This window comes from Flavobacterium acetivorans, assembly GCF_020911885.1.
GTDB classification, from domain to species: Bacteria; Bacteroidota; Bacteroidia; order Flavobacteriales; family Flavobacteriaceae; genus Flavobacterium; species Flavobacterium acetivorans.
This window is the reverse complement of record NZ_CP087132.1, coordinates 876,001-889,172: the sequence shown is the minus strand read 5'-3', so window position 1 is coordinate 889,172 and position 13,172 is coordinate 876,001. Positions and strand designations below refer to the sequence as shown.

The 13,172-nt window shown below is 36.5% G+C and carries 10 protein-coding genes and 1 tRNA gene; 3 read left to right on the top strand and 8 right to left on the bottom strand.

Going from position 1 to position 13,172, the window contains the following annotated elements:
• The first annotated feature begins 21 nt into the window (after positions 1-21).
• Entirely contained in the window at positions 22-1,311 is a 1,290-nt protein-coding gene (locus LNP19_RS03970; RefSeq protein WP_230063518.1) for a murein hydrolase activator EnvC family protein, read from the top strand.
• 86 nt (positions 1,312-1,397) lie between these two features.
• Here the strand turns inward: LNP19_RS03970 and LNP19_RS03965 are convergent, their stop codons facing one another.
• The 8 genes from LNP19_RS03965 to rseP form a co-directional block, all read right to left on the bottom strand.
• Positions 1,398-2,243, bottom strand: a complete 846-nt coding sequence (locus LNP19_RS03965) for a polysaccharide deacetylase family protein (protein ID WP_230063517.1) — start codon at positions 2,241-2,243, stop codon at positions 1,398-1,400.
• 25 nt (positions 2,244-2,268) lie between these two features.
• Positions 2,269-3,306 carry a hypothetical protein gene (locus LNP19_RS03960; RefSeq protein ID WP_230063516.1) on the bottom strand — a complete coding sequence of 346 codons (1,038 nt, stop codon included), beginning with the start codon at positions 3,304-3,306 and terminating at the stop codon, positions 2,269-2,271.
• 76 nt (positions 3,307-3,382) lie between these two features.
• A complete protein-coding gene (locus tag LNP19_RS03955) occupies positions 3,383-4,501 on the bottom strand; it encodes a PQQ-dependent sugar dehydrogenase (protein WP_230063515.1) in 1,119 nt (372 codons plus the stop codon).
• A gap of 208 nt (positions 4,502-4,709) precedes the next feature.
• A complete protein-coding gene (locus LNP19_RS03950; protein WP_230063514.1) occupies positions 4,710-6,530 on the bottom strand; it encodes a cytochrome c peroxidase in 1,821 nt (606 codons plus the stop codon).
• A 64-nt stretch (positions 6,531-6,594) separates the two neighbouring features.
• Positions 6,595-8,067, bottom strand: a complete 1,473-nt coding sequence (locus tag LNP19_RS03945) for a PhoX family protein (RefSeq protein WP_230063513.1) — start codon at positions 8,065-8,067, stop codon at positions 6,595-6,597.
• An 885-nt stretch (positions 8,068-8,952) separates the two neighbouring features.
• The gene (locus LNP19_RS03940) at positions 8,953-9,270 is read right to left on the bottom strand and encodes a GIY-YIG nuclease family protein (protein WP_230063512.1); all 318 of its coding nucleotides are present in this window, start codon (positions 9,268-9,270) and stop codon (positions 8,953-8,955) included.
• A 20-nt stretch (positions 9,271-9,290) separates the two neighbouring features.
• A tRNA-Asn gene (locus LNP19_RS03935) sits at positions 9,291-9,364 on the bottom strand.
• Positions 9,365-9,497: 133 nt separating this feature from the next.
• Positions 9,498-10,841, bottom strand: a complete 1,344-nt coding sequence (rseP, locus tag LNP19_RS03930; RefSeq protein WP_230063511.1) for an RIP metalloprotease RseP — start codon at positions 10,839-10,841, stop codon at positions 9,498-9,500.
• A gap of 203 nt (positions 10,842-11,044) precedes the next feature.
• Between rseP and LNP19_RS03925 the strand changes: the two genes are divergently transcribed.
• Both LNP19_RS03925 and LNP19_RS03920 read left to right on the top strand, forming a co-directional pair.
• The gene (locus LNP19_RS03925; protein ID WP_230063510.1) at positions 11,045-12,115 is read left to right on the top strand and encodes an NADH:flavin oxidoreductase/NADH oxidase; all 1,071 of its coding nucleotides are present in this window, start codon (positions 11,045-11,047) and stop codon (positions 12,113-12,115) included.
• Positions 12,116-12,121: 6 nt separating this feature from the next.
• Positions 12,122-13,162: a Gfo/Idh/MocA family oxidoreductase gene (locus tag LNP19_RS03920; RefSeq protein ID WP_230063509.1), complete on the top strand. Its 1,041-nt coding sequence runs from the start codon at positions 12,122-12,124 to the stop codon at positions 13,160-13,162.
• Positions 13,163-13,172: the final 10 nt, after the last annotated feature.

Here is a 13,172-nt window from a genome sequence, read left to right as displayed (position 1 = left end):
GCAAAAAAACATTTTTTTAAGATGCCAAAATTTCTCCTAAGCCTACTATTTTTATGCATGACTTCAGTTATGTGGAGTCAGTCTTCTCAACAAGAAAAGCTAGAACAGCGAAAAGCCCAGATTCAACAGGAAATAAGAGATAACGAAAAGTTATTGCAGTCTGTGAAATCAAAGGAAAAATCAGCGGTGAATATTTACACGATTCAAAAAAACAAAATAAGACTGAAAGAAATCCTGATTAATACAACCGAAAGACAAACCAAACTTTTGGCAAATGACATGTACATCAATCAGTTGGCAATCAATAAACTTAATAGAGAATTAGAGGTTCTTAAAGAAGATTATGCTAAGATGATAGTAAAATCATATAAAAGCCGTTCTGAACAAAGTAGGGCGATGTTCATATTGTCATCGGAGAATTTTTTGCAGGCTTATAAAAGAGCGCAATATCTTAAACAATATACTAGTTTTAGAAAAAATCAAGGAGAAGAAATCAAGGGTAAGTCTACTGAATTGGCAGCTTACAATGATAAATTAAACGTTCAAAAAGTAGCCAAACAAAAACTATTGGCCGAAAATAAAAAAGAAAGAGCAGCTCTTGAAGTAGAGAAGAAAGAGCAAGAAAAGCTAGTCAATGCAATTAAGAAAGATAAAAACCGAATTGTATCTGACATTAGAAAGAAGCAAAGAGAAGCGAAAACAATTGAAAAACAAATTGATCGTTTAATACGTGAAGCGATTGCTGAAGCAAATAGAAAAGCGGCTTTAGAAAGAGCGAAAGCAAAAGCCTTAGCTAATAATTCTAAAGCAAGTCCTAAAGAAGTTGCGGCAGCGGCAGCCAAAGCACCCGTTTCTTCTTCCAGAATAGAATTGACACCAGAATCTAAACTAATCGCTGATAGTTTTAGAGCGAATAAAGGACGATTACCTTGGCCTGTAGAAAAAGGATTTGTTTCACTGGGTTATGGTAGCCAGGCGCATCCTGTATACAGTACTTTGGTGATCAATAACAGTGGATTAGAAATTACCACCAATGATGGCGCCATGGCAAGAGCGGTTTTTGGAGGAGAAGTGACCAGTGTTATTGTTTTATCTCCAATAAATAAAGCAGTGGTAGTCCAACACGGAGATTATTTTACGGTTTATCAAAACTTGAGCTCAGTATCTGTAAGTAAAGGGGATAAAGTGAATGAAAAACAAAGTTTAGGTAGAATAAGAACCAGTAGTGAAACGGGTAAAACAGTACTTAAGTTTTTACTTTCACAGAATACAACTTATACTGATCCAAAAGCTTGGTTGTCTAATAGATAAGCTGTTTTTGTTGTTATAATAAAAAAGCCCTGTTTTATTCGAGAATGATAAAACAGGGCTATTTTTTTATGAAGTCAGCTTTGCTACTAATTTTTAAAACTACTTTCCATATTTTTTAAAAGTGATTCAGCTGACCAGCCTCCAGGGACTATAATGCGTCTAATAGTATAAAGCGGATCAATCGAATCTCTTTTGGCAGAAAGGATATATGCCATTTTATAACCGGCTTTTTTTACCTCAGGAATAGCTTCTTTGTCCCATAATCCAAAAGGATAAGCGAAATATGGCACCGGTTTACCAATGATTTCTTCCAGTTTCTTTTTAGGTTTTAGCAATTGGGTATTCCAATCCTCATCTGAATATTTAGTGACCATGTGGTGATCCCAAGTATGAGCTGCTATCACATGTCCATTATCAGCTAAACTTTTAATTTGATCTTTTGTCATATAGTTAGGACGGTTAATGGAGACAGTCATTATAAAAAAGACTCCTTTTAAACCTTGTTTTTTCATTTCTGTAGCTCCTATGGTGAATTGTTCCTCACGGGTATCGTCAAATGTAATCATGACAGGCTTAGTAGGCAATGGTGTATCATAAACCAAATAATCATAGAGTTGGTCCGGCAAGATGGTTTGATAGCCATTATCATGCAAGGCTTTCATTTGTTCGGCAAAAGCCTCTGGAGTAACGGAATAGGTTTTCATGTCGCTACTGTCTCCGGGTAGAATTTTCCGGATGCGGTGGTAGCATAATACCGGAACTTCTTTTTTGGATAGTATGGTGGCTGAATTAGCCATCAATAACTTAGCTTCCATTTTTTTCTTGCTAATGGAAGATACTTTGGAAATGTCCTTGTTGATTTCGGCTTCTTTTTTTTGGCAACTAAGAACTAGAGAAATACAAATAAAAAAGAAAAATACAGATTTTTTCATACTTCAAATTTTAAGATTTCCCAATTTATTGGTATTGAATGTAAACGGGTTTTGGAGTAAATTTCAGAAGTTCCTCTGGAGTGTACAGGCCGTTTGGGTTGTTTTTAGTATCATTTTTATAAAATAATTTAAAGCCTGTAAACTGAATTGGCTCTCTATAGATGTAACTTAAATAAGTCGATCTTTTTAGAATTTTACTGCCAAAACCATCCATATCAATCACAACTTGTACTTCTGGAACTGTTTTTATTTTTTTGTAATTGGTGAGCATACCTTGGGTAAAGCGATGTATCACAAGTACTTTAGGTGCCAACTTATTTTCACGGACAATTTTTGCGAGAATATCAATAGCGTCATTGACATCATCAGCGGTAAAACTGCCAATTTTAGTGCCAGGAACTTCTCCATTTTTCAATGAAAATTCAGGATCGATTCCTAAGTGAACCTGAGGTAATTTTAAATATTTTTCAAGTTCGCTAACTTCGGTTTTTAGGGAGCTATGTCCCACTTGGATATCCAGAAATACTAAAGCATCAATAGGTTTTGCCCAGTCTAAAATAGTGTCTATTTGTTTAAAAGGCATGCGCATGCGGTGCATATTATCTTTTCCGGGTGCACCTTGGGCAGTTACTGCGATATAGTGCAAAGCGGGAATAGCCTTCATGGTAGAATCTGCGGCTTGCCACTTTGCCACTTCGCCCTGTAATTTTTGAATCATCTCTGCTCTTGGAAGTTCTCCTAGAATCCCCATTCTTTTAGAATAAAGATTACCGTAATAGGCTATAATTCTATGATAAGGCAATATTGCGCCGTTAAGCGGATATGGAGTTTTGACAGGCCATCTGCCAGTAGTGTCTTTATTACTGAGATGTAACATTCTTTTGTTGTAATCGGCTGTGTCGATTGTGGTAACTGCTTTTTTATTTACAACATTAGGGCTTACAGCCGTTTCTGTTTCTGGTTGTTTTTTTGAGTTTACATCGTCTGCAGCTTTGCCTTTGTTACAACTGGAAATGCTAAATAAAGTGATACATATAATGAAGGCGATTGCGGAATTTTTCATAAAAATAATCTTCGATTTAATACAAAGGTAAAGCTTTTAATGAACGAGAGATTTATTAGTATAGTATTCTTAACATCTATTTATTAGGGACTATTTTTAAAATTCCTTTGTTCTCCACAGCCAGATAAATATAGCCATCCGGACCTTGAGCGACATTGCGCAAGCGCCCAATATCTGTAGCTATTTTTTGTCTTCCAATGATTTTATTTCCGTTTAATTTTAGCAGTTCCAGATATTGGAATTTTAAGGAGCCCACAAGTAAATGTCCTTTCCAATCAGGATACCGGTCAGAGGTTACAAATGCCATTCCGCTTGGGGCAATTGAGGGCACCCAATAATAGATTGGATTTTCAATCCCTTTTTTTTCTGTTTTAGTACTGATGTCACTGCCGTCATAATCGATTCCATAGGTAACAATAGGCCAGCCATAATTGGCTCCTTTTTTTATGATGTTGATTTCATCGCCTCCTTTGGGTCCATGTTCGTGTTCCCAAATAGCACCCGTAAACGGATTTTTGGCTAAACCTTGAGGGTTGCGGTGTCCATAGGAATAAATTGCTTCTTTACTGCCTTGCTTTCCTACAAATGGATTGTCTTTTGGAATGCTTCCGTCATCATTAAGGCGGTATATTTTCCCATTGTCCCTGCTGATGTCTTGTGGATTAATAAAATGATCTCCGCGTTCTCCTGCCGAAAAATACAAATATCCGGCATTGTCAAAAACGATTCGGGAACCAAAATGCTGGCCTTTAGTAGTGTTGGGTGAGCATTTATAAAGTGATTGAATATTGATCAGGCTTTCATTTTTGAGTTGGGCGCGAATGAGTCGAGTGTTGCCGCCTTTGCCCGTGCCTTCGCTGGAGGCTAGTGTCAGGTAAATCCAGCCGTTTTTAGTATAATTGGGATGTAAGGCAATGTCAAGTAAACCGCCTTGTCCCTGATTATAAACTTCAGGCACGTTTTTTATTTGTGCTTTTCGACCGTTTTTGATACGGTATAGTAAACCACTTTTTTCAGTGACTAATAGGCTGCCATCTGGAGTCCAGGCCATTCCCCAAGGAATAGGAATTCCGTTAGCGACGGTTTCTAGTTTATAGTTCTTTAACTCCTCTTGAAGAGGGATGTCATTTGGATTGGGTTGTGCTTGGCAATTTAAAAAAAAGAAAGGCAGCAATAAGAATTTGAGTTTATCCATGATTTTGTTTTTTTGGTAGGTGCTTGATTTAAAGATAGTAAAAGAAAATCATTGGCTGGCTTTTTTTTAGGATTTTGGAGGATTATTTTATCGGAAATGAAAAAAGACCATCCAGAAGGACGGTCTTTTAAGGGGCTACTCTTAGAACAATAGAGTAGCAAATAAAAACAACGTTTATTTTTTTAAGCTTTAAAGAAGCTTTTAGGAGCTAGTGTTGGTATTTTTCATCAGTTAGTGTTTCCATAAAAGCAACTAATGCCTTTTTTTCTTTTTCGGTAAGGTTTAGTTGATCAGAAGACAAGCTTTGATTTTCAACGATTGTTCCAGAGCCTTGACCTCCGCCTTTATTGTAAAAATCGATTACTTCTTCTAAAGTAGAGAATACACCGTTATGCATGTAAGGCGCTGTTATCGCAACGTTTCTAACGGTTGGTGTTTTGAACGCGTTTTTTAATTGAGGCATTTGGTATTGGATGTATCTTCCTAAATCGGGGCTTATTTTTAAACTGTTTTTTTCTGCTGGTGTACCAATGATCTCGTGTTCGGTTTTATTAAATTTTGGAGGAACTGTTCCGTTGAATAGGGGAATGAAATGACAAGTAGCACATTTGGCTTTGCCTGAAAACAGATTAAAACCTAGTTTTTCTTCGAAAGTAAAATCATTGGATTCTCCGCGAATGTATTTGTCAAATTTACTGTCGAATGCATTTAGGGAACGAATATAACTCGCCAAGGCATTTTGAATTTGCCATTGCTCTATTTTTTTGGATTTTGGGAATGCCGACTGAAATGACTTCAGATAGTTTTTATCTTTATTTAAATGTGCCATAATATCCGATATGTTGCCATGCATCTCCTCTTTATTTTGAATGACATCAGTACTTTGTTTCTCTAGGTCTAATTGACGCATGTCCCAAAACTGGGCGTTTTGCAAGGATGCATACGTTAAAGTGGGTGTGTTTCGACTCAGGCGACCTCCTTGTAAGGAATTGTTGGTTTTTAAATTATCTGTAAATGCCAAATCGGGATTATGACAAGAGGCACAATTTCTAGTCTTGTCCTTAGAAAAGGAATTTTCATTAAAAAGTTGTTTTCCCAAGGCTGCTTTTTGGGCAGTATATTGGTATTCTTTTGAAGGAATGAACGCATTTACATCAAAGGCATCTTTGTCAAAAATAGTGGCAGCATTTGGATTTACCACATTGTTTTTGTCTATGTTTTTTATAGCATTTGTTTTCTGAAATGCAATTAAATTTTTGTGGATTGGGTTCAAGAAATTCTTGATAAAATAAGCCCTGTCGAAAGTGTTAAAATCCGAATTGGAATGGCAATATTTTTCTGCCTCAAGACACAAATCCTTTATTTTTTGTTCTATTTGTTTTGATTTTTCTCCTTTGTAATCCATTTTGTCAATCAAAATACCTAAAGCATTCAAGCTTGTTTTTGTTTCCGGGATGGATTGCAGAGCGATAGGAGAATCAAATCCAGTAATTCCCAGTGCAAGAATGCGGTTGATTTGCATTTTGGATGCATCTATAACAAAATCATCCGAAATGGTGATTACGCTCAAACTTTGTTTCACCTGATTCAAATTAGCCTTAATCATTTTAATTTCTCGAATTAAATCGATATTGTTTTTGGGCTCATAATTTGGATACAACAGTTCTTCTATAACTTGAAAGCCATTTGGAGGCAAAAATTTATTTTCGGCAACTTCTAGCTCGTCTAAAGCGGGACCGTTAATGAATCGCGCTGGATCTGGTGTAAAATATTCCACCGCCCATTCTATTTTTTTATAGGATAGTCTAGTTGCTTTGAAAGCTTCGCAAAGCTTTTTTTGATCCGTTTCTTTTTCGGCAATCTGTAGAAATTCATTGGTTTTTTGTTCAAATTTTTCAACATCTGCCAGCAGTTCCTCTTGGATACTTAGACGGCTATATTCTTTTTCACAACCCAAGAGCAGCAGTGCAAGGGTGCAGTTGAGAATAAGAATAATTTTTAGGGAACAAATGCTTTTACTGAATTTCATTTTAGGTAAAATAAAAACAAAGGCAACCCTTGAAAGAGTTGTCTTTGTTTATGGGTATCAAAAATTATTTTTGTACGTTTCTAATAATTACGGTTTGACCTCCTTCTTTATTGGTGTTTACACCACTTCCATCAGGATTTAAGAAGGCATCTTTTTGCCAAGTATGAGGGTGAATGTTTACAATAAATGTATTTGGCACTCCTATCACATCAGAGATGTCTTCCATAGCTCCGTATTCCCAACTTCCCAGTTTAGTAGTTCCGGTTTGATTGTAGGTTGCATTCCAAGCGGCATCGTCTCTTTTATGATTCATGGTCAACCATGGTTTGTTTACTTTTGTAGCAATATTGTATTGCCAGATATAAGAGTCGTGTTTTGCATCTGCATAGTAAGAATCTCCATCCTCTTGGATGTAAACATAATTCTCAGTCACACAAATATTATCTGGATTGATGATTCCGGTTCCAGGAGTAGAATCGCCTTCTACTACTAATTCTAGTTTTCCTGATAATGGACTATTCTCGTTTAAGACCAATTTGTATACTCTACCCCACATGGTGTATCCGGCAACTGGAGCGCCACCACTGGCTTGACCTGTAGCTGTAAAATAGATCTCTCGGTTGTTTTTAGCAGAACCTTTTCTATAATCTACATCTTCCACTCTTGAAAAACGGATGGCACCTAAATTATTTACGGCAGTATTAATAGCGGCTCCTGTTATGTTTTTGGCATTCGGAATTTCTACAAATGACACATCAAAAGAGTTGCCCACAGTCATGGAAGTTTCAGCTTGTACTCCGTCATTTCTTTTTAAGGCATATAATTTACCGTTAGTAAGGTCGCCAACAACATCGCTTACATACATGATGACTTGTCCAGCACTGGTATGGCCGGTTGAATAGCCTTGGTCTTCGCCAATAAGAATTACTGTTTTGCCGGAATAAGCTGCTTTTGTAAGCGGAACAGCATTTTCCATACTCGCTTTACCTAAGGCTGGTAAAACACGGTCTGTTCTGCTTTTTTGGCTGCTTAAGCTGAAAGGATCAATGCCGTGTACCATACTTTCTTCGCCACTTTCTCCAGCGGTTAAAAACATAGGGCCAAATCCGTGAATTGCCGGAGTTGCCAAAGTTGCAGAACACAAACGGGTCATGCCTCCAATTCCGTCAACGATATAATCTCCTTTTACCGGTTTTAAGGTTTTGTCAAAATAGACTCTGGAAACCGATTTTAATATTTCATGGTTCGTAATCATCATGTAACCGTCCCCGCTTGGATCTTTCATAAATCCGGCTCCATCAGGTTGTGCTCCATAAACGAAACCAGGTGATTGTGCCAATACATCAGTACTACTGATTAATGAAGTAATCTTTAGGTTTTCAAAACCTTCTTTGGCTACTACCAAAGCAGGCATAGATGAGCTGTTAAAATCAATCAAAGGATTCGGTTTGCTCTCGTTAGTATCATCTTGGCAACTTACAGCCGCTAAGCTTACGACAGATAAAAGTCCGAGTTGTTTCAGGTAATTAAATTTCATGATTCGTTTTTTGAATTATTTTTTACAAAGAAACAGTGAAGGAATCGGAAAGAGGTTATGAGACTTTATGGAAATAGTGACTATTTCGTTAAGCGTAGGTAAGGGGAATATTACCAAGTTAATTTAGAGTAAATAGAAACAAAAGGAGGTTTCTTAAATCATTGCGGTTTTGATTATATTGTCTTTATGATAAAGAAAGAACAATGAAAAACAGAAAATTCAATTTCGTTCAGCACAGGGCAGCTATTTTTTAAGCTTGATTTTTACCGCTCAATAACTTCAATAATTGATCTGAAGTAAGGCCATCGATTATCCATTTTTGTAGGACAAATTGAACTTGCTAAGCCGCAATAAGCTAATCTTTTAAAAAGTCTTTAACCGTAAGAAAAAACACATTAATCCAGGCTTTTAGACTAAAAAACAACACAAAATCACCTAACAGATAAAGCATAGATAAAGCATAGATAAAGCATAGATAAAGCATGGATAGTGTATGGATAGTGTATGGATAATGTATGACTGAAGTATCAAAACTGGAAAGCAACAATAAAACACTAAAAAAGAGCCAACCTAAGCACTAAAAATCACTTATCGAATTCCTACAAAAAACCACTTAGGAGGGATAAGGAATAATTAGAAAAACAGAAGCTTTTAAATCAAGATTCAGAGGAGTGAGAAATATTGATTTTTTCCTTTTAGGCCAACTTCAATTTATGCATAATTTTTGAAATTCCACAGCTTTTCGCATTGATCCAAAATAGCTCTGGATGATAGATAATTCGACCCATAAAACAAAAAAGCCTCTACATTGCTGTAAAGGCTTTCTATCAGTAGCTCCCCCTCTTGGGCTCGTCCCGATTGCTATCGGGACAAGGATCCTCTGGATCAGGTGTATTTTTCTAATAATTTTTCACTTATTTCAGAATGCATTTTTAAATTCTGGAAATAGATTCTACTTTTCATGGCTTTGATATGTTTTTCAATTTTTCTTGCTTGAGAAATATCATTACAATCTATTTGATAGAAAATAGCCCAATCGTCCGTTATTTTTGAGTATGCTTTAGAAAATTCTTTTTCATTATGCCATTTTAAACGATTGTGTAAATTAGAAGTTTCGCCAACATAATAGGAATCTAATTTTTCGGAGAATAATATATAAACGAAGTGTCCCATATTCAAATATAAACAAAAAAAGCCCGACATTGCTGTCAGGCTTTTGAAAGCTCCCCCTCTTGGGCTCGAACCAAGGACCCTCTGATTAACAGTCAGATGCTCTAACCAACTGAGCTAAGGAGGAAACTGTATATTTTAAATGTAATTAAGAACGTTTTGTTGTGCTTTCGTCGATGTTGTTTGTTCGTCTAAGCGGTTGCAAAGATAGGCTATCATTTGGTTTCTGCAAATAAAAATCAAACTTTTTTTAATTTTTTTTACTTGCCAATAATTGCTTTGTAAATATCGTTTCCATTGGCAAATAAAAGCAGGGTTATAAGTAAAACAAAACCAACCATTTGGGCGTTTTCTAGAAATTTATCGCTCGGTTTCTTGCCTGAAATAATTTCGTATAATAAAAACATTACATGACCTCCATCAAGCGCCGGAATAGGTAATAAGTTCATTACTCCAAGCATAATTGATAGTAAAGCCGTGATAGACCAGAAAACTTCCCAGCTCCATGTACTCGGAAAAATATCAAATATGGCTTTAAAACCACCTACTTGTTTGTAGGCTTTGGTTTCAGGATTGAAAATCATTTTCAATTGTTTTCCATAACCTATTAATTGGTCTTTTCCTTTGGTAATTCCCACCGGAATAGATTCCATGAAACTAAATTCTTGCTTACTTACTTTATAGTAGCCTAATTTCTCTAATGATTCCATGCTTATGCCACCTAGATTTACTCCTAGCGTACCTTCTTTAGAAACTTTTACATTGATGCTTTCCTCTTTTTGATTGCGCAATACAATTGCAGGAATGGTTTTTCCTTTATTATTTTCTAAAATCAATTTTGCTTCATCGATGTATTTCGCTTTTTGACCGTTTAGAGAAAGGACTAAATCTTTTGCTTGTAATGCTTTATTTGGTGATTCCTCACTTACGGCACCGATTGCAAATGGCATTCTGATACCTACGATTGGTGATTTTTCAATTTTAGATAATTGATCTACAAAGTCATTCGGCATTTTTATAGACTGTTCAACTCCGTTTCTTTCAATCAGAACCTCTTTGGCCATAATAATTTTCATATTGATGTCGTTGTCAAACTTGATGATTTTTGTGCCATCAACGGCCAAGATTTTATCACCCGTTTTGAAACCGGCATTTAGCATGACTTGGTTCTCGATTAAAAGACCGTCTTTCAAATCAGCATTGGCAATATAGGTGTCGCCATAAGCAAAGGCCATTCCGATATAAATAATGAAAGCCAAAATAAAATTGACAGTAACTCCACCCAACATGATAATCAAACGTTGGTAAGCGGGTTTAGAACGGAATTCCCAAGGTTGTGGTGGCAAAGCCATTTGTTCCTTATCCATACTTTCGTCAATCATCCCGGAAATTTTTACATATCCGCCTAGAGGTAACCAACCGATTCCGTATTCGGTTTCACCAATTTTCTTTTTTATAAGTGAATATTTCACGTCAAAAAATAAGTAGAATTTTTCGACTCTGGTTTTGAATAATTTAGCAGGAATAAAATGTCCTAATTCGTGAAGTATAATAAGTAATGATAAGCTCAATAAAAATTGAGAAAGCTTGATAAATAGATCCATTTTTTAATTTTAATTCTTTTTACAACTCACAAAAGTAAGGTTTTCTATTTGTTTTATTGACAATTATTGTTCCAGAGCGTTTTAAAAGTTTGTTAATTAAATCGAATTTGAATCCTTAGTTTCAATTATGTCCTGTAACTTTACTTTTTTCGAAAATCAGGACTCCTTTTTTTAGATTTAAATTACTTTAAAAATTACGTATTATGTCTTCAAAATTATTTTCTACTCTTCAAATAAAAAGCATTTCGCTTAAAAACAGAATTGCAATTTCGCCAATGTGTCAGTATTCGTCCGAGGATGGTTTTGCCAATGATTGGCATCTCGTGCACTTAGGCAGTCGTGCCAGTGGAGGAGCGGGATTGATTATTCAAGAAGCTACTGCTGTTTCCCCAGAAGGTCGAATTTCCCCCGAAGATGTGGGAATTTGGAAAGATGAACATATTGAAAAATTGCAGGAAATCACCCGATTCATCAAAAGTCAAAATGCGGTTGCCGGAATTCAATTGGCGCATGCCGGACGCAAGGCCAGTTCCGCATCTCCTTGGAATGGCGGAAGAAAGGTGGCGGTAGAAAATGGAGGATGGGCTACTGTAGCGCCTTCGGCAATAGGCTTTCATGAAAATGAAATGGCTCCGTTTGCCTTGGATAAAACGGGTATTCAAAAAGTGATTTCCGATTTTAAAGCAGCCACCAAAAGAGCGGTTCAAGCAGGTTATCAGCTTCTGGAAATTCATGCTGCCCATGGTTATTTATTGCATCAATTCATGTCGCCTTTGTCTAATTTAAGAACCGATGAATATGGAAGAAGTTTCGAAAACAGAATCCGTTTGACCATGGAAGTTCTGGAAGCGGTACAATCTGAATGGCCAAAAGACTTGCCTTTATTTGTTCGAATATCAGCTACAGATTGGGCGGATGGCGGCTGGAATATCGAAGAATCAATCCAACTTTCGAAAATTTTAAAAGAAAAAGGAGTCGATTTGATCGATGTATCTTCGGGTGGAGCGGTGTCACATCAGCAAATTCCGTTGGGACCCAATTACCAAGTTCCTTTTGCAGAACAAATAAAAAAAGAAACCGGAATATTGACCGGAGCCGTGGGACTAATTACAAAATCAGATCAGGCGGAAGAAATCCTCGCTAGCGGAAAAGCCGATTTAGTTTTATTTGCCAGAGAATCATTAAGAAATCCCAATTTAGGATTAACATTTGCCCAAGAACTAAATGCCGATGTTCCATGGCCTAAACAATACGAAAGAGCTAAAAATAAATAAAAAAAAATGCAAAAAATAAAAACAGCACTGCTTTCTTACGGCATGTCTGGAAAAGTTTTCCATGCTCCGTTTTTGGATATTCATCCAGGATTTGAACTGCTTGGCTCTTGGGAAAGAAGTAAAAAATTGATTCAAAATGATTATCCTTTGGCGAAAAGCTATGCTTCTTTGGATGATTTATTGAAAGATAATGTTGATTTGGTCATTGTCAATACGCCTGTGGAAACGCATTTTGAATATGCTAAAAAAGTCTTGCTGGCCGGAAAACATGCTATTGTCGAAAAAGCATTTACCACGACGCTGGCCGAAGCGCAGGAATTGGCTGCATTGGCCAAAGAAAAAGGATTAAAATTGGCCGTTTTTCAAAACAGAAGATGGGACAGCGATTTCAAAACCGTAAAGAAAGTTATTTCAGAGAATCTATTGGGCGATATTGTCGAGGCCGAATTTCATTTTGATCGTTACAATCCGAATTTGAGTCCAAAACAACACAAAGAAACGGCTAATTCTGGTGCCGGAATTTTGAAAGATTTAGGACCACATTTGATTGATCAGGCTTTGAGTTTTTTTGGTTTACCTCAAGCTGTTTTTGCAGATATCCGAATTACCAGAGCGCACTCTTTGGTAGATGATTATATCGATATTTTGCTGTATTATCCTGATGTAAGAGTGCGATTGAAAGCTGGGTTTTTTGTTCGCGAAGCCATTCCTTCCTATGTGATTCATGGCAAAAAAGGCTCGTTTTTAAAAGTGCGTGGCGATGTGCAGGAAGACGATTTAAAATTGGCTAAGAAACCAAATCTTGATATTTGGGGTAAAGAGCCTAAAACCAAAGAGGGAATTCTTCATACAGAGATTAATAATGATGTTTTGATCGAAAAGATCCCAACACTTCAAGGGAATTATTATGATTTTTTTGACGGAGTTTACAATTCTATTTCAAAGGATATGCCAGAACCGGTTACAGCGCAGGATGGGGTTCATGTCATGCAAATTATCGAAGCTGCAATACTAAGCAACAACCAAAAGAAAGTAATTGATTTATAGTTTTGCCTTT